This window comes from Dechloromonas sp. TW-R-39-2 (assembly GCF_016864195.1).
Lineage (GTDB): Bacteria > Pseudomonadota > Gammaproteobacteria > Burkholderiales > Rhodocyclaceae > Azonexus.
Genome location: NZ_CP045202.1, coordinates 2,618,340 through 2,634,724, shown reverse-complemented (window position 1 = coordinate 2,634,724; position 16,385 = coordinate 2,618,340). Strand labels below are relative to the sequence as shown.

Below are 16,385 nucleotides of genomic sequence, written 5' to 3'. Positions count from 1 at the left end.
CATGACCATCCTCGTTATCGCAGAACACGACCACGCCAGCCTCAAGGCCGCTACGCTCAACACCGTGGCTGCAGCCGCGAAAATCGGTGGCGACATTCACGTCCTCGTTGCCGGTACCGCCTGCAGCGGCGCCGCCCAGCAAGCCGCCGGCCTGCAAGGCGTGAGCAAAGTCAAAGTGGCTGATGCCGGCCACTACCAAAGCCAGACCGCAGAAAATCTGACTGCGCTGGTCATCGCCAATGCCGCCGGCTACAGCCACATCCTGGCCCCGGCCACGACTTTCGGCAAGAACCTCCTGCCGCGCGTCGCCGCACTGCTCGACGTCGCCCAGATTTCCGAAATCACCGGCGTTGAAAGCCCGGACACCTTCGTTCGCCCGATCTACGCCGGCAATGCGCTGGCCACGGTCAAGAGCGCCGACGCCGTCAAGGTCATCACCGTGCGCACCACCGCCTTTGACGCGGTCGCCGCCGGCAACAATGCCGAAATCGAAACGCTCGGCGCCGCCGCCGACACCGCCCAAAGCACGCTGACCCACCGCGAACTGACCAAGTCGGCCCGCCCCGAACTCGGCGCCGCCAAGATCATCGTCTCCGGCGGTCGTGGTCTGGGCAGCGGTGAAAACTATCAGCAACTGCTCGAGCCGCTAGCCGACAAGCTCGGTGCCGCACTCGGCGCCAGCCGTGCTGCGGTCGACGCCGGTTTTGTGCCGAATGACTATCAGGTTGGCCAGACCGGCAAGATTGTCGCGCCGCAGCTCTACCTGGCGGTCGGTATTTCCGGTGCGATCCAGCATCTGGCCGGGATGAAGGATTCCAAGGTGATCGTTGCGATCAACAAGGATCCGGATGCGCCGATCTTCCAGATCGCCGATTACGGCCTGGTGGGTGATTTGTTTGAGGTGGTGCCGCAACTGGTAGCTGCTGTTGGCTAAAATAGCCGTGTGAATCTACCGGATACACTGTTGGGCGAAGCGTGGTACTGGGCGGCTTGGGTCGTCTGGCTACCCGTCTTCGCCCTTTGTCTTTTTCGGGCCGACTGGGCGCGTCTCAGGAGTTCGGAACAGCTCAATGTGTGGCTTGGCATGATCGTGTTTCTGGTGCTGATCTGGAGCATGAAAGCGGGCGTCAAGCCCGGGTTGGGGTTCCATCTGCTTGGCGCCACCGTCTTTACGCTGAGTTTTGGTCCATACCTTGCCTTTATCGGTTTATCTGCCGTCTTGGCTGCCGTCACCTTGAATGGTTCTGCCGGAATTTTTGCCTTTGGGTTGAATGAGCTACTCATGGCTGGCGTGGCGGTGCCGTGCAGTCATTTCTTGTTCAAGTGGCTCTCTCCGGTTCTTCCCAGGCATTTTTTTGTTTATATATTCATCCACGGCTTCCTTTGTGCGGCACTGACTGTTATTGCGACCGGATTTTCAGTTTCTGTGTTCATGGCAATGGCGGGGGCGTATGAATGGGAATATCTGATTGGTGATTATTTTCCCTATTTTTTGTTATTGGGATTCTCCGAGGCATGGCTCTCGGGAATGGTCATGACGCTTTTTGTCGTTTATCGTCCCAACTGGGTACTTACCTTTAACGATTCCTGTTATCTATGTGATAAATAACGACTACAATCCGCTTAGTTTTTTGTCATTGAGGGCTGTTTCCTTGAATTGTTTGACTTTCCGTTATTGCTTTCCGGTCGCCTTGCTCGCCGTTTCTGCGAGTGCTTCAGCGATTGGGCTGGGGGAGCTCAGGGGGCAGCCTGCATTGGGTGATCGTCTGCAGGTTGAGGTCGGTTTGCTGGGCGGGGGCAAGGAAGTGCTTGATGCTTCATGCTATCGCCTTGTTCAGCCGACGAATGGCGGTGATCTGCCCTGGCTCAAGAAAGCGGTGCTGAGTACTCGCAATGGCAATCCGCCCGTTCTGGAAATCAAATCGGATATTCCCTTGCGTGAGCCGATCATGCAGTTTGCCGTGCATGTGGCGTGTGGGAATGATATCTCTCGTGACTATGTGATTCTTGCTTCACCGGCCAGGGATGTTGCGCCAGAGTCACCGCGTGCGGTTGCTCGCGAATTGCCGTCACAGGTTCAAGGAGATTCAGTAAAGGCTGCTTCACGTCCGGCGGCGGCAGACCGTGGACCGGTTGTTTCCCGTCCTTCTGCCCCGCGTTCGCGTCCTATCGGACGAAATGATGCTGGCAAGGGATTGCCAGACCGCTTGATGCTTTCAACGGGGATCGATGTCGGTGATCCCTCCTTGCGTTTGGCGACCGATATTGCCGGAATGGGCAGGCAGACAGGTGCTGGGCAATCGGTCGAGGCTCAGCGTGAAGTGCTGCGCCTCGAATATCGCATGTTGATGGCGCTTCATGAGCAGGCCAATACCCAAATGGCGACGGCGGAAAAGCTGCGCAACATGGAAGGTACCTTGGCTGAACTGGAACAGAGAACGCTGGAAATTGCCCAGCGTTCCGAGAAGGATGCAGCTCAGGGAGCGCCTGCAGTAGCGGGGGCTCAGCCCGTTGGCGATGCTGCCAAGCCTGTTGCGCCTGTACCCCCGCCGCCTGCTCCGCCAGCCAGCCCACCGCCTGCCGCAGCCGATTCGTCGAGTGATCTCTCCGAGTGGGGGCTCTACGGACTTTTGTCGGTAGCTGTGTTGGCGCTCGGGGGCTTGCTTGGCTGGAGAAATTATCGTGAGCGCCAATTGCGCAATATCGATTCTGACGATTTATTCGTTGCACCCGGGTTGGAGGTTGATCCAAAGCGTGACGAAGAGTACGAAGAGCTCGGTGGTGTTGATCTGCCTGTCGAGCCGGGCATGATGGGGTCGACCATGAAGGTTGATCTTGAGCTTGATGGGCACGATACAGGTAAAGTGGTCAGCAATTCGCCGCAGGCTACGAACGACTCCCTGGCGGAGGCCCAGCTTGATTCTGTTTTCTCGGTCAATGCCACGACGCTTGATGAGCATTTTGAAGCCAATCCGGTCATGGAACTGGCTGACATCATGCTTTCCTTCGGGCGTGTCAAGGGCGCAGCCCAGGCGCTTCAGGAGTACATCGATAATAATCCGCAGGAGGCCTTGCAGCCATGGATTCGTCTGATGGACGTCTACAAGATGGCCGGCATGCGCAATGAATTCGAAGCCGTTGCATTGAATCTGAACCAGAACTTCAATGTTGAAATTCAACAATGGGATGGCTCGGAGCCGAGTCAGAACCGTCATTCGCTGGACCTGATTCTCGATGATGAGGCTCCGGTTTCTCCTGTACCTGTTGCTCCGCGTCCGGAATGTCTAGAGGATATGCCGCGCATCATGGCGTCGGTGACCCAGTTCTGGTCATCGGGTGATGTGGTTGGCTATCTGTATCAGCTGTTGCGCGATAACCGTGGCGGCAAGCGGGTTGGTTTTGCTTTGCCGGTTGTCGAGGAAATTCTGTTCCTGATCGAACTCAAGGAAACATCAAACCGCATGGAAAGAGAAGTGGAGGGGGCATGAGCGAATATGTTGCACCGCTGAAGGACATTCGTTTTGTCATGCAGGAACTTGCAGGCCTGGATCAGGTTGTAGCGCTGCCTGGCTGCGAAGAGGCTTCTCCAGATGTGGTTGATGCAATTCTCGATGAGGCAGCCAAGTTCGCGAGTGAGGTTCTGTCCCCGCTGAATCGGGTGGGGGATCGAGAGGGAGCCAAGTGGGCGGATAAGGTGGTAACCACCTCGCCTGGCTTCAAGGAGGCTTATCGTCAATTTGTAGACAATGGCTGGAATGGCTTGGGTTGCGACCCCGAGTTCGGCGGTCAGGGCTTGCCCCGTTTGCTGTCTGCTGCTGTCAGCGAAATGTGGAAGGCCTCCAACCATGCTTTTTCCCTGTGTCCGATGTTGACTCAGGGTGCGATCGAGGCGTTGATGATCGCCGGTACGGATGCTCAGAAAGCGGCTTATCTGCCTAAACTGGTCTCCGGTGAATGGACAGGTACGATGAATCTGACCGAACCCTCGGCTGGGTCAGATCTCGCAGCCGTACACAGTCGTGCAGAGCCTGTCGGAGATGGTGCCTACAGGATTTTTGGTCAGAAAATTTTCATTACTTATGGCGAGCACGACATGGCGGACAATATTGTCCACTTGGTTCTGGCTCGTACGCCCGATGCCCCGGAAGGTGTCAAGGGGATTTCCCTTTTTGTGGTTCCGAAGTTCCTGCTGGATGCAGCAGGCGAGCCGGGTGAGCGTAATGACGTCTTCTGTGTCTCGATTGAGCACAAGCTGGGCATTCATGGCAGCCCAACCGCCGTTCTGGCCTTTGGCGACAATGGCGGCGCCATCGGTACGCTGGTCGGTGAAGAGAATCGTGGCCTGGAATACATGTTCATCATGATGAACGCCGCCCGTTTCAATGTCGGTCTGGAAGGTCTGGGTGATGCCGAAAGGGCTTATCAGCGGGCAGTTGTCTACGCCAGGGATCGTGTGCAGGGGGCTGAGGTTGGTGTGCGTGGCGGGCCGAAAGTCCCGATCATCAGGCATCCTGACGTTCGACGCATGTTGATGTCGATGCGGGCACGGATTGAGGCAATGCGAGCTTTGGCCTATGTGACGGCAACGGCTCAGGATCATGCGCATGCCAACCCGGATGAGCACGCTCGCCAGTGTGGTCAGGCCTTTGCTGATTTGATGATTCCGGTGGTCAAGGGGTGGAGTACCGAGAGTGCCATCGATATTGCTTCGCTCGGCGTGCAAGTTCACGGCGGTATGGGTTATATCGAGGAAACGGGTGCGGCACAGCATCTGCGCGATGCGCGAATCACTGCGATTTACGAAGGCACAACGGCAATTCAGGCAAACGATCTGATTGGCAGGAAGATCGCTCGCGAAAAAGGGGTGACGATTGCAGCCTTGATTGCGGATATGCGCGCCGCTGCGCTGCAACTTGATGATGATCTGTCGCACATAGGTGCCCGTCAGAATGCTGCGGTCGACGCGCTGGAAAAGGCTGTTTCCTGGATTGTCGAGACATTTTCGTCGGATACCAAAGCAGTTCATGCCGGAGCTGTGCCATTTCTTTGTCTGCTGGGGATTGTTGCCGGAGGCTGGCAACTAGGGCGCGCAGCGGTCATCGCCCGTGCCAGGTTGGCGTCCGGTGATACCGACCCCTTCTGGAAAGCCAAGCTGGCTACAACCCGCTTCTATGCTGACCACTTTTTGACTCAGGCAGAGGGCTTGGCTGAGTCTGTCATGAGCGGTGCTGTCGGTGCGCTCCAGATTGATGACGATAGTTTTTAATAAATAAGCCTTTGTTTTTCCCTCTAAGCCCACGATTTCTGCTATAGTCGTGGGCTTTTCAACCTTGCCCCACCGCGACCGCATGGCGGGGGGTATTAGCCAAAAGGAGTTTGCATGCGCCATTACGAAATCGTCTTTATCGTCCATCCGGACCAAAGCGAACAAGTGCCAGGCATGGTCGAACGTTACCGCGCCATCGTTACCGCAAAGAACGGCACGATCCACCGTCTTGAAGATTGGGGCCGTCGTCAGCTGGCTTACCCGATCCAGAAGATCCACAAAGCTCACTACGTCCTGATGAACATCGAGTGCGAAGGTGAAACGCTCAATGAACTCGAGCATTCGTTCAAGTTCAACGACGCTGTTCTGCGCCACCTGACCGTCAAGATGAAGGCTGCTGTGACGACTCCTTCCCCGATGATGAAGGAAGAGAAGTCCAAGTCTTTGCTGGCTGGTGAAGCTGCCGTCGAAGCACCGGCTGCTTAACGGATATTTGTACGGGATTACGGCTGAACTGTCTTGAAATCACTGGAAAGCTGCTTGAGCGTAAAGCGTTGCGCTACACGCCGGCAGGAATTCCAGTCAGTGAAGGATGGCTGCAACACAGCTCCTCACAGATTGAAAACAAAACAGAGCGTCTGGTAGAAGTGGAAATTGCTGTTTTGGCCTTGGGCGATTCTGCCCGCTGGCTCGAAGCAGTCCCTCTGAGTGGGGGTGTCAAAGTGACAGGTTTTCTGGCTGCCAGAAATCGCAACAGCAAAATGCCCGTGCTGCATGTGCACTCAATAGAATTTTTGGAAGGAAACGAAAATGGCTCGATTCTTCAAGAAGAAGGATGACGACAAGAAAAAGAAGCGCGGTGGCGGCCTGTTCAAGCGTCGCAAATTCTGCCGCTTCACGGCTGAAAAGGTCGAACAGATCGACTACAAGGATGTAGACGTTCTCAAGGAATACATCCAGGAAAACGCCAAGATCATGCCGGCTCGTCTGACCGGTACCAAGGCCGGCTATCAGCGTCAGCTGGGCACCGCAATCAAGCGCGCCCGCTTCCTGGCTCTGCTGCCTTACACCGATAACCATCAATAATTTTCGAGGAGACGAAACATGCAAATCATTCTGCTCGAGAAGGTTGTTAACCTCGGTAACCTCGGTGATGTCGTCAAGGTCAAGGACGGTTACGCCCGTAACTTCCTGATCCCGAAGCGTATGGCCAAGCGTGCTACGCCGGCTGCCATGGCTGAGTTTGAAGCTCGTCGCGCTGAACTGGAAAAGCTGGCCGCTGAAAAGCTGGCTGCTGCCCAGGGCGTTGCCGACAAGATGAATGGCACCACCGTTACCGTTGCCCGCAAGGCTGGTATGGATGGCCGTCTGTTCGGTTCCGTCGGCAATGCCGATGTTGCTGAAGCACTGAAGGCTGCCGGCTTTGCCGTCGATCGTTCAGCTGTCCGCATGCCGGAAGGCCCGCTCAAGACGATCGGTGAATTCCCGCTCGACGTTGCCCTGCACACCGATGTGCTGGCCAACATCAATGTGGCTGTGGTTGCCGAGTAATTTCGCTTACTCTGTTTCATTGAAAGGCCTCGCATTTGCGAGGCCTTTTTAATTTACACTCTCCCCGATGAACCAGCGTCCGCCAAAACCAAAATCCGTCGATCCTTCCCTCGCTCAGCTACGTGTCCCGCCGCATTCGATTGAGGCCGAGCAATCCGTTCTCGGAGGTCTCTTGCTTGATAACCAGGCATGGGACCGAATGGGCGATCTGCTTACCGATAGCGACTTCTATCGCGATGAGCACCGACGCATTTTTCGTCAGATTCGCGGTCTTCTCGAACGAGCCAAGCCGGCTGACGTCGTTACCGTGGCCGAGGCGCTCGATGCAGCAGGAGAAAGCGATCAGACCGGCGGCTTGGCTTACCTGGGCGAACTGGCGGCAAATACACCATCGGCCGCAAATATCCGGCGTTACGCTGAAATTGTTCGAGAACGCGCCGTGTTGCGCCAGCTGGTTGCGACAGCAGATGAAATTGCCTCTGATGCCTTGAATCCCCTCGGGCGTGATGCGGCAACCTTGCTCGACGAAGCCGAGTCCAAGATTTTCAAGATTGCTGAAGCGGGGGCTGGGCACAGTGAAGGTTTTGTGCATATCAACCCTTTGCTGACCCAGGTGGTTGAGCGCATCCAGGAGCTGCACGACCGGGATAACCCGTCGGATATTACCGGCGTGCCAACCGGTTTTATCGACCTTGATCAAAAGACCTCCGGTTTCCAGCCGGGGGACCTGATTATCGTGGCCGGCCGCCCATCCATGGGGAAAACGGCCTTTGCCTTGAATATCGCAGAGAATGTCGCGGTCGACACCGGTTTGCCGGTCGGTGTGTTTTCGATGGAAATGGGCGGCGCCCAGTTGGCCATGCGGATGCTGGCTTCAATCGGGCGATTGAACTCGCAAAATCTTCGAACTGGCCGGATGAATGATGAGGAGTGGTCAAAACTCTCCTTTGCCCTCGGCAAGTTGCATGAGGCGCCAATTTATATCGATGAGACCGGTGGTCTGAGTCCGGCCAACCTCCGCGCCCGCGCGCGACGCCTGGCGCGGCAGTATGGCGGGAAGCTCGGTCTGCTGGTTATCGACTACATCCAGTTGATGAGTGGTAACAAGCAGGGAGAAAATCGGGCAACGGAAGTGTCCGAGATTTCACGCTCGATCAAATCTCTGGCCAAGGAATTGCAGGTTCCTATCGTGGCGCTTTCGCAGCTCTCCCGAAAGGTCGAAGAGCGGACCGACAAACGTCCGATGATGTCTGACTTGCGAGAGTCCGGTGCTATCGAGCAGGATGCGGACGTTATTCTGATGATGTACCGCGAGGAGTATTACAAGCCTGACACGCCTGACAAGGGGATTGCCGAAGTGATTATCGGCAAGCAACGTAACGGTCCGACAGGAACAGTGCGGATGAACTTTGTCGGTGAGTTCACCCGCTTCCAGAATCTGGCTGGCGGTGGTTTTGTCAGCTCGGATAACTAGGTTTCAGAGCTCGACGCCGCGTGTGCTGATCGTATATTGAATGGCTGCCGGGTTGGTTCCATCAAGCCGCCCGGTGCTTGATTCGAGTTGTGGGAGCAGCAGGAAGGGTAGTATCCGGCTCTGTCCGGGCAGGGTGATGTCATTGCCGACATTGAATGCAATCCAGTTCATTTCCCAGACACCAAACAGGATTTTCTTCAGCGAAAGAAGCTTGCTGTCGCGGTCCGAGTAGCCTTCCAGTGCAATCGAGCGACGTACATCGCTGGGGTCGACCGGAATCCAGCCATAGCCGGGGATATAGAACTCAGCCCGGACGTGTTGCCCGCGAGTCGCGTCGCTGCCGTTCAAGCCCAGGCTGCGGAACAGGCGTGATGGCCCTACACGCAAGCCGTAGACGCAGCGTGCCGGGATGCCGATGGCCCGGCAAATCGAAACAAACAGTCCGTTGATGTCGGCTGAGCGACCACCGTACTGCCCTTGAATCAGCTGCTTGCGGACATCACCAGTGCCGCAGCCGGGGAGGCTGGGGTCATAGATCGAGTTATCGACGACCCAGTCATAAATTGCTTTCGCTTGGGCGACCGGATCCTTGATGCGACCAACAATTCGCTCTCCAAGCTGGAATGCGAGGCCTTCATTCGGAATCAACTGGGAGGCCTGCAGGTTGCGCCGGAGAATGTCTTCACGCTCTGGCGCAACGGTACGTTTTGTCACGTCGAAATGGCGGTCTGCTGTTGTGACCAGTGTGGTGAGCTGGAGTGATGCTTCTCCACCATCCCTCCATTCGCAACGAAATACTTCAAGATCGCCGTCCGGCAGGCGTCGCATGCTTGAACTATTTGGATTGCCACCCCATGAATGGCCCAGTGTGCGCTGGAAAAGCGTGTCCTGATTCAATGGCAACGGCAGCCAGAGCTTGCTTTGGCCACTGGTGTTTTTTAGGTTCACCGTGGTGGTGATTTCGTAGGTGCGCCATTCGCTGGGCGGTTCGGCCGCCTTGACGGGGGGCAGGCGCGAGGCAGAAGTACCCTGTGGGGGTCTTTCGATGACTGGGTCGTCGGCCGTGTGCGTGACGGGGCCGGCGGCTACCTGGCGATAGCTGTGCCGTCCTTTTTTGGTCGATTGCCCCGGCTTTTTCGAGGTGGCGCCTTTTTTGGAGCCACTGGATTTCGATGAAGACGATTTGCCCGCAGTAGCCTTGGCGCTGCTTTGTTTTTTTGCGGCGGCAGCTTCGCCGGCAAAGAGCGTCAGAGCGGCAGCAGATACTAGAAAATCACGACGTTTCAAAAGTTTCCTCCGGCAGAGCAGCCCGTGGCTGAAACGAAAAGGCCGTGTCGCTGACACGGCCCCTTTGGTTATTTCCAGCGATTATAACACTTCGGCTGCATGGTCCGCCAAGCGGGAGCGCTCACCACGTTGTAACGTTATGTGACCGGAGTGAGCCCAGCCTTTAAAGCGGTCGACTACGTAAGTAAGGCCGGAACTCCCTTCTGTCAGGTAAGGGGTGTCGATCTGGGCAATATTGCCGAGGCAAACGACCTTGGTTCCCGGACCAGCGCGAGTGACCAGGGTTTTCATCTGTTTGGGCGTCAGATTCTGGGCTTCATCGATGATCAGATACTTCTTCAGAAAGGTCCGGCCGCGCATGAAGTTCATCGACTTGATCTTGACCCGCGAGCGAATGATGTCGTTGGTCGCCGCTTTGCCCCAGTCGCCGCCGTAGGTGCCGCTGCTTGCTTCGTCGGTATGGGTGAGGACGTCGAGATTGTCTTCCAGCGCGCCCATCCAGGGGGCCATTTTTTCCTCTTCGGTGCCGGGCAGGAAGCCGATGTCCTCACCGACCGGGACTGTGGCCCGGGTCATGATGATTTCGGCAAACTGCTTGCTCTCGAGAACCTGGGTCAAGCCAGCGGCGAGCGTCAGCAGTGTCTTGCCAGTGCCGGCCTGGCCGAGCAGGGTGACAAAGTCGATGTCCGGATTCATCAGCAGGTTCATCGCAAAATTCTGCTCGCGATTGCGTGCCGTGATACCCCATACCGCATTTTTGGGATGCGTGTAATCAACCAAGGTTTCGAGTACGGCACTTTTCCCGGAGGTTTCCTTGACGATGGCGGTGAAGCCATCCTTTTCCATCCAGACGAATTCATTGACCAGCATTTGTGGGCACAGCGGGCCGCTGACCTTGTAGTAGGTCTTGGCCTCCTTCTTCCACGACTCCATGCCCTTGCCGTGCTTGTCCCAGAAATTGTCGGGCAGGGCGCGGGTGCCGGTGTACAGGATGTCGGTGTCTTCCAGCACCTTGTCGTTGAAATAGTCTTCTGCCAGCAGATTCAGCGCTCGGGATTTGATGCGCATGTTGATGTCTTTCGACACCAGGATGACCGGGCGCTTGGGGAATTTCTTCTGCAGGTGGATGACCACCGAAAGAATCTGGTTGTCGACCTTGGAAGTCGGCAGGCCCTGTGGCAGATCGGCGCTGATTGCCTCGGTCTGCAGGTAAAGGCGACCGCTGGCCAGTTTGGCTGATGGGCCGTAAAGATCAATGCCCTCGTCGATATCATCCTCGCCGTTGGCGGCCAGCAGTTCATCGAGCGTACGCGATGTCTGGCGGGCATTGCGGGCGATTTCGGACATGCCCTTCTTGTGATTGTCGAGTTCTTCCAGCGTCATGATCGGCAGGAAGACATCGTGTTCCTCGAAGCGGAACAAGCTGCTTGGGTCGTGCATCAGCACGTTGGTGTCGAGGACGAAAATCTTGGTAACGGCGGGCTTCTTTGAGGCAGCGGGCTTGCGCGGCATGGAGTGGGCCTTTGGTCGGGGTGGGGAAAGGAGTTAAATCGTTTTGACGAAATCGAGTACTTCCTGAACGTGGCCCGGTACTTTGACGCCACGCCATTCGCGGCGCAGAACACCTTTTCGATCGATGACAAAGGTGCTGCGTTCCACGCCACGAACCTGTTTGCCATACATGTTTTTCATTTTCATGACGCCGAACAGATTGCATACGGCTTCATCGCCATCCGATCCGAGTTCGAAGGGGAATTCCTGCTTGGCTTTGAAGTTTTCGTGCGATTTCAGGCTGTCGCGGGAAATGCCCAGAATCACTGCGTCGACCGCAGCAAACTCGCTGTGCAGATCGCGGAAATTCTGTCCCTGCGTGGTGCAGCCCGGGGTGCTGTCCTTGGGGTAGAAATAGATGACCACGATCTTGCCGGCCTGGGCGGCGAGATTGAACGTCTGGCCACTGGTGGCCGGCAGGGAAAAGTCGGGGATTTGGGTGTCGAGCATGGGTTGCCTTTTTGTTATCGGGTTTGGTCCATTGTGGGCAAATCGTGTCCGGGCGGTCAACTCGTCATTTGTTAAACTCTCGCTCATGCGAACAAATTTTGTCTGCCTCTCTTTCTTCCTGTTGCTGGCCGGTTGTGGCCAATCCTGGAATGATCCCTATCCGGCCGCTGATGCCGGGCAGAATATTCTTTACACCGTATTCACCGAACGCCCAAAGCATCTTGATCCGGCCCAGTCCTACACCGAGGATGAACTGGCATTCACCGGGCAGATTTATGAACCGCCCTTGCAGTATCACTATCTCAAGCGTCCCTACGAATTGATGCCGGCCACCGTCGAGGCCGTGCCGCAACCTCGGTTTTTCGATGCCGCGGGTCGTGAGTTGCCGGCTGACGTGGCGCCGGAGAGGGTTGCCGAGAGTGTGTATGAATTGAAATTGAAGCCGGGCATCCGCTTTCAGCCGCATCCGGCTTTTGCGCTCGATGCTCACGGTCAACCGCTTTACTTGGGCAAAAATGCGGCCGATGGTCGTCAGTCGATGAGCGACTTTGCAGAAATGGCGACGCGTGAACTGACCGCCGATGACTACATCTACCAGATCAAGCGACTGGCTCATCCGCGTCTGCATTCACCGATTTTCGGCATGATGGCCGACAAAATCGTTGGCTTGCAAGCCTTGGGGGAATCGCTTGGGCAGGCGGCCAAAGCCTTGCCGAAAGATGCCTGGCTGGATCTCGATGAGCATGCCTTGTCGGGCGTTCAGAAAGTCGATGCGCTGACCTGGCGCATCCGTATCAAGGGCAAGTATCCGCAGTTTCTTTATTGGCTGGCAATGCCGTTCTTTGCGCCGGTACCGCGTGAGGTCGACCGCTTTTTCAGCCAGCCGGGCATGGCGGCAAAGAACTTCTCGCTGGACTGGTGGCCGGTTGGGACGGGGCCGTATTTTCTCGCCGAAAATGATCCGAATCGTCGCATGGTACTTGTCCGGAATCCGAATTTCCACGGCCAGACTTATCCCTGCGAAGGTGAGGCGAGCGATCGCGCAACGGGCTTGCTGGATGATTGCGGCAAATCGCTGCCGTTTGTCGATCGGGCCATCTTTACCCGTGAGAAGGAGGCCATTCCGTACTGGAACAAGTTCCTGCAGGGGTATTACGATGCTTCCGGGATTTCCTCGGATAGCTTCGATCAGGCGGTTCGCGTCAATGTCGGCGGCGAGGTGGGGCTGACTGACGAAATGCAGGCCAAGGGTATCCGGCTGCTGACTTCGGTCAAGAGTTCGACCTTCTACATGGGCTTCAATATGCTCGATCCGGTTGTCGGCGGGCTGGTGCCGCGGTCAACCCGTTTGCGGCAGGCAATTTCAATTGCCATCGATCAGGAAGAGTACATTTCGATTTTTGCCAATGGCCGGGGTATTGCCGCGCAGGGGCCTTTGCCGCCGGGGATTTTTGGTTACGAGAATGGCGAAGCGGGAATCGATCGTGTGGTCTATGACTGGGTCGATGGCAAGCCCAAGCGCAAGCCGGTCGAGCAGGCGCGCCAGTTGATGGTCGAGGCGGGCTATCCGAACGGGCGCGATGAAAAAACAGGCGAGCCGCTGGTCGTCAATCTTGATACGACCGGTGGAGGAAGCGGTGAAAAATCCCGGCTGGACTGGCTGGTCCGTCAGTTTGCCAAGATCGACATCCAGCTGGTTGTCCGTTCGACGGACTTCAATCGTTTCCAGGACAAGATTCGCAAGGGTAATGTCCAACTCTATTATCTTGGGTGGAATGCCGATTATCCCGATCCGGAGAATTTCTTTTTCCTGCTCGATGGTAATGAAGGCAAGGTTGGCCGGGGTGGAGAGAACGCTTCGAATTACGCCAATCCGGCGTTTGATCGCTTGTTCGCCCGCATGAAAAACATGGACAACACACCGGAGCGTCTGGCGATCGTCCGCGAAATGAACGGGCTTTTGCATCATGATGCCCCCTGGGTCTTCGGCTTTCATCCCAAGAGCTATACCTTGAGCCATCGCTGGTTGAAAAATCGAAAACCGAGCGAAGTCGGGAACAATATTCTGAAATATCAGCGAATTGACACGGTCGACCGCAGCAATGCCCGAAAATTGTGGAATCCGCCGGTTTTCTGGCCAATCGGGCTGGCTGTGCTGGTCCTGGTGCTGGCCTTGTTGCCGGCCTGGAGCGCTTACCGCCGACGTGAGCAACGAGCTGCGCTGAAATGAATCTCGCGGTACGTCAGCGTGAAATTGATGGTTTGCTTGCTGCCAGTCAGCCGTGCTGGCATCCGCAACCCTTCCGCGAACCTTTGCCAGCCTGGTGCGACAGCTATCCGGCTTTGCTTGATGAACTGAATGCCTTGTCCGAGGCTGAGGTCAGCCGGCTGAACGATGACGGGGCGGCGGCCCTGGCCTTGCTGGCCAGGCATCAGCCTGACTGGCGTGATCTTGCTGTGCTGGCGACTTTGCCTGAGCGACCCAAAGTACCAATGGTCGAACATGGGCCGCATTGGTGTCGTGATATTCCCGGGCGGAAGCGTGAGCAAATCGAGGCTTTTGCCGCATCGACATCGCATCAGGCACTGCCTGTGATCGACTGGTGTGGCGGCAAGGGGCATCTCGGTCGCTTGCTTGCCCTGCAGTGGCAGATGCCTGTCAGTACGCTAGAAATTGATCACCAGCTTTGTCAGGAGGGGCGGCAGTTGGCTGCTCGTCAGCAATTGCCGCAGGAATTTTTTGAGGCGGATGCGTTGACCGTGGCAGATTGGCCGCAGTCCGGTCAGCATGCGGTAGCCCTGCATGCCTGTGGCGAGTTGCATCGCCGCTTGATCAGTCATGGTGTGGCGCGCGAGGTGAGGCAATTTGATGTCGCGCCGTGCTGTTACCACCGGGGCGTTACCCAGTCATATCAACCCTTGTCGCCAGGTCTGGCGACCGTCCTGACGCGCGACGATACACGTCTGGCAGTGACCGAAACAGTGACCGCATCCCCCAGGCTGGCACGCCTGCGGGATAAGGAAATGGCCTGGAAACTGGGGTTTGATGCGTATCGCCGCCAGGTGTCCGGCGATGTTTACAAAACCTTCAAGCCGGTTCCGGCCGCCTGGTTTCGGCAGCAATTTGAGGATTTTCTGGCCTTGATGGCTGAGCGTGAAGGTTTGCCTGTGCCAAGTGATCGTTCTGCTGCCGATTTTGAGGCGCAGGGATGGCAGCGGCAGCGCCAGGTGATGCGGTTTTCGGTGGTTCGGCACGCTTTTCGCCGGCCGCTTGAAGTTTGGCTGGCGCTTGATCTAGCCGGGTTTCTTGAGACGAGCGGCTACCGCGTTGAGCTGGGTGTTTTTTGTTCCCGACAGCTGACGCCGCGCAACCTGCTTATTTCTGCCCGGCGCAGCTAGCCACGTAGTCGGCCAGTTCGGATGGGTGGTCAATGATCAGATCGGCCCCCCAGGTTTCGAGCGGCCCATTGTGGCCGAGATAGCCATAAGAGACGGCTACGGTGAAGCAGCCGGCGGCTCTTCCGGCCTGGATGTCGCGCAGATCATCGCCGACATAAATGCTACGTACCGGGTCGGCCTTGAGGTTTTGGCAGGCGTACAGAATCGGGCGTGCCGAGGGTTTGGCTTCCGGTGTCGTGTCGCCGCTGACGACGCAGCGGGTGCGTGGCGTCAGTCCCAGCAGTTTGACCAGCGGATCGGTGAAACGCATCCGCTTGTTGGTCACGATGCCCCAGCTTAGACCCCGGTTTTCCAGTTGATCGAGCAAATCCGGAATGCCGTTGAACAAGGTGCTTTGATCGCACAGTCGCTCAGCATAGATTTCCAGAAAGCGCTGAGCCAGTCGATCGTATTCCGGTGCTCCCGGATCGAGATCGAAACCAGCCTTGAGCAAGCCGCGCACACCTTGCGAGGTGTAAGGGCGCAGCTTGTCGAGCGCTTGCTGCGGTCGACCTTCTTCCTGGAGCAAGAAATTGGCGGCACCGCCCAGGTCCGGGGCGGTATCAGCCAGTGTGCCATCCAGGTCGAAGAGAACCGCTTCAAACATGCCGGGTAGTGCGCAACAGGTAATTGACGCTGGTGTCCTGTCCCAGTGAATATTCCTTGAGCAGCGGGTTGTAGCTCATGCCCAGCATTTCATCAGGCTCCAGCCCAGTCTGCTTGGCCCAACGAGCCAGTTCCGATGGCTTGATGAACTTGGCGTAGTCGTGGGTGCCCTTGGGCAGCATCTTGAGGATGTATTCAGCGCCGAGCACTGCGAACAGATAGGATTTCGGATTGCGGTTCAGTGTCGAAAAGAAAACCTGCCCACCGGGTTTGACCAGGCGAGCGCATGCGCTGACGACGCTCGATGGGTTGGGGACATGTTCGAGCATTTCCAGACAGGTGACCGCGTCAAAGGTGCCGGGCATTTCTTCTGCCAGTTGTTCGACGGCGATCTTGCGGTAGTCAACCTTCTGGCCGGTTTCCAGCAAATGCAGGCGGGCGACGCCAAGCGGCTTTTCAGAGAGATCGATGCCGGTGACATCGGCCCCCATTCGGGCCATGCCTTCTGAAAGCAAACCGCCACCGCAACCTACATCAAGTACTTTTTTACCTGAGAGTCCGACGTTGCGGTTAATCCAGTCCAGTCGCAGTGGATTGATGTCGTGCAGGGGCTTGAATTCGCTATTCGGGTCCCACCAACGGTGAGCAAGTTCGCCAAATTTATCGAGTTCTGCGGGATCAGCGTTGAGCATTTTGGTCTATGAAAGTGGATGAAAAGAAAAAGCCCCGCTGGGCGGGGCTTTTTGTTGAAGCTTCGGCAGA

Annotated in this window: 16 protein-coding genes; 11 read left to right on the top strand and 5 right to left on the bottom strand. The window is 56.7% G+C overall.

Annotation, left to right across the window (positions count from 1 at the left end):
- Window position 1: 1 nt before the first annotated feature.
- The 9 genes from GBK02_RS12750 to dnaB all read left to right on the top strand — a co-directional run bounded on the left by GBK02_RS12750 (window position 2) and on the right by dnaB (window position 8,291).
- Entirely contained in the window at window positions 2-934 is a 933-nt protein-coding gene (locus GBK02_RS12750) for an electron transfer flavoprotein subunit alpha/FixB family protein (protein WP_203467019.1), read from the top strand.
- Window positions 935-964: 30 nt separating this feature from the next.
- Complete coding sequence (locus tag GBK02_RS12745; RefSeq protein WP_239003023.1) at window positions 965-1,609, top strand: energy-coupling factor ABC transporter permease; 645 nt, start codon at window positions 965-967, stop codon at window positions 1,607-1,609.
- Complete coding sequence (locus GBK02_RS12740) at window positions 1,545-3,488, top strand: FimV family protein (RefSeq protein WP_203467017.1); 1,944 nt, start codon at window positions 1,545-1,547, stop codon at window positions 3,486-3,488. Before GBK02_RS12745 ends, GBK02_RS12740 begins: the two co-directional genes overlap by 65 nt.
- Entirely contained in the window at window positions 3,485-5,266 is a 1,782-nt protein-coding gene (locus GBK02_RS12735) for an acyl-CoA dehydrogenase (RefSeq protein WP_203467016.1), read from the top strand. The genes GBK02_RS12740 and GBK02_RS12735 overlap by 4 nt, the downstream gene beginning before the upstream one ends.
- 114 nt (window positions 5,267-5,380) lie before the next feature.
- A complete protein-coding gene (gene rpsF, locus GBK02_RS12730) occupies window positions 5,381-5,752 on the top strand; it encodes a 30S ribosomal protein S6 (protein ID WP_203467015.1) in 372 nt (123 codons plus the stop codon).
- A gap of 5 nt (window positions 5,753-5,757) precedes the next feature.
- The gene (priB, locus tag GBK02_RS12725) at window positions 5,758-6,105 is read left to right on the top strand and encodes a primosomal replication protein N (RefSeq protein WP_319002854.1); all 348 of its coding nucleotides are present in this window, start codon (window positions 5,758-5,760) and stop codon (window positions 6,103-6,105) included.
- A complete protein-coding gene (rpsR, locus tag GBK02_RS12720) occupies window positions 6,077-6,352 on the top strand; it encodes a 30S ribosomal protein S18 (RefSeq protein ID WP_027458986.1) in 276 nt (91 codons plus the stop codon). Before priB ends, rpsR begins: the two co-directional genes overlap by 29 nt.
- An 18-nt stretch (window positions 6,353-6,370) precedes the next feature.
- The gene (rplI, locus tag GBK02_RS12715; protein ID WP_203467014.1) at window positions 6,371-6,817 is read left to right on the top strand and encodes a 50S ribosomal protein L9; all 447 of its coding nucleotides are present in this window, start codon (window positions 6,371-6,373) and stop codon (window positions 6,815-6,817) included.
- A gap of 67 nt (window positions 6,818-6,884) precedes the next feature.
- On the top strand, window positions 6,885-8,291 hold the full coding sequence (gene dnaB / locus GBK02_RS12710; RefSeq protein ID WP_203467013.1) for a replicative DNA helicase: 1,407 nt from the start codon (window positions 6,885-6,887) through the stop codon (window positions 8,289-8,291).
- 3 nt (window positions 8,292-8,294) lie between these two features.
- On the opposite strand, the gene GBK02_RS12705 is transcribed toward dnaB, so the two are convergent.
- The 3 genes from GBK02_RS12705 to GBK02_RS12695 all read right to left on the bottom strand — a co-directional run bounded on the left by GBK02_RS12705 (window position 8,295) and on the right by GBK02_RS12695 (window position 11,579).
- The gene (locus tag GBK02_RS12705; protein ID WP_203467012.1) at window positions 8,295-9,578 is read right to left on the bottom strand and encodes a transglutaminase-like domain-containing protein; all 1,284 of its coding nucleotides are present in this window, start codon (window positions 9,576-9,578) and stop codon (window positions 8,295-8,297) included.
- A gap of 81 nt (window positions 9,579-9,659) precedes the next feature.
- Window positions 9,660-11,090, bottom strand: coding sequence for a PhoH family protein (locus tag GBK02_RS12700; RefSeq protein WP_203467011.1), 1,431 nt, complete (start codon window positions 11,088-11,090; stop codon window positions 9,660-9,662).
- 33 nt (window positions 11,091-11,123) lie between these two features.
- Window positions 11,124-11,579: a peroxiredoxin gene (locus GBK02_RS12695; protein WP_203467010.1), complete on the bottom strand. Its 456-nt coding sequence runs from the start codon at window positions 11,577-11,579 to the stop codon at window positions 11,124-11,126.
- A gap of 85 nt (window positions 11,580-11,664) precedes the next feature.
- On the opposite strand from GBK02_RS12695, the gene GBK02_RS12690 reads away from it, so the two are divergent.
- Window positions 11,665-13,809 carry an ABC transporter substrate-binding protein gene (locus GBK02_RS12690; RefSeq protein WP_203467009.1) on the top strand — a complete coding sequence of 715 codons (2,145 nt, stop codon included), beginning with the start codon at window positions 11,665-11,667 and terminating at the stop codon, window positions 13,807-13,809.
- Window positions 13,806-14,978, top strand: a complete 1,173-nt coding sequence (locus tag GBK02_RS12685) for a methyltransferase (RefSeq protein ID WP_203467008.1) — start codon at window positions 13,806-13,808, stop codon at window positions 14,976-14,978. The genes GBK02_RS12690 and GBK02_RS12685 overlap by 4 nt, the downstream gene beginning before the upstream one ends.
- Here the strand turns inward: GBK02_RS12685 and GBK02_RS12680 are convergent.
- Complete coding sequence (locus GBK02_RS12680) at window positions 14,956-15,624, bottom strand: HAD family hydrolase (RefSeq protein ID WP_203467007.1); 669 nt, start codon at window positions 15,622-15,624, stop codon at window positions 14,956-14,958. The two genes, GBK02_RS12685 and GBK02_RS12680, sit on opposite strands and share 23 nt — an antisense overlap.
- The gene (ubiG, locus tag GBK02_RS12675; RefSeq protein WP_203467006.1) at window positions 15,617-16,315 is read right to left on the bottom strand and encodes a bifunctional 2-polyprenyl-6-hydroxyphenol methylase/3-demethylubiquinol 3-O-methyltransferase UbiG; all 699 of its coding nucleotides are present in this window, start codon (window positions 16,313-16,315) and stop codon (window positions 15,617-15,619) included. The genes GBK02_RS12680 and ubiG overlap by 8 nt, the downstream gene beginning before the upstream one ends.
- Window positions 16,316-16,385: the final 70 nt, after the last annotated feature.

Excerpts from the sequence above, each read along its gene's own strand:
- GBK02_RS12750 (WP_203467019.1), top strand. The coding sequence starts at position 2 with ATGACCATCCTCGTTATCGCAGAACACGACCACGCCAGCCTCAAGGCC.
- GBK02_RS12735 (WP_203467016.1), top strand. The coding sequence starts at position 3,485 with ATGAGCGAATATGTTGCACCGCTGAAGGACATTCGTTTTGTCATGCAG.
- rpsF (WP_203467015.1), top strand. The coding sequence starts at position 5,381 with ATGCGCCATTACGAAATCGTCTTTATCGTCCATCCGGACCAAAGCGAA.
- rpsR (WP_027458986.1), top strand. The coding sequence starts at position 6,077 with ATGGCTCGATTCTTCAAGAAGAAGGATGACGACAAGAAAAAGAAGCGC.
- rplI (WP_203467014.1), top strand. The coding sequence starts at position 6,371 with ATGCAAATCATTCTGCTCGAGAAGGTTGTTAACCTCGGTAACCTCGGT.
- dnaB (WP_203467013.1), top strand. The coding sequence starts at position 6,885 with ATGAACCAGCGTCCGCCAAAACCAAAATCCGTCGATCCTTCCCTCGCT.
- GBK02_RS12700 (WP_203467011.1), bottom strand. The coding sequence starts at position 11,090 with ATGCCGCGCAAGCCCGCTGCCTCAAAGAAGCCCGCCGTTACCAAGATT.
- GBK02_RS12695 (WP_203467010.1), bottom strand. The coding sequence starts at position 11,579 with ATGCTCGACACCCAAATCCCCGACTTTTCCCTGCCGGCCACCAGTGGC.
- GBK02_RS12690 (WP_203467009.1), top strand. The coding sequence starts at position 11,665 with ATGCGAACAAATTTTGTCTGCCTCTCTTTCTTCCTGTTGCTGGCCGGT.
- GBK02_RS12685 (WP_203467008.1), top strand. The coding sequence starts at position 13,806 with ATGAATCTCGCGGTACGTCAGCGTGAAATTGATGGTTTGCTTGCTGCC.
- GBK02_RS12680 (WP_203467007.1), bottom strand. The coding sequence starts at position 15,624 with ATGTTTGAAGCGGTTCTCTTCGACCTGGATGGCACACTGGCTGATACC.
- ubiG (WP_203467006.1), bottom strand. The coding sequence starts at position 16,315 with ATGCTCAACGCTGATCCCGCAGAACTCGATAAATTTGGCGAACTTGCT.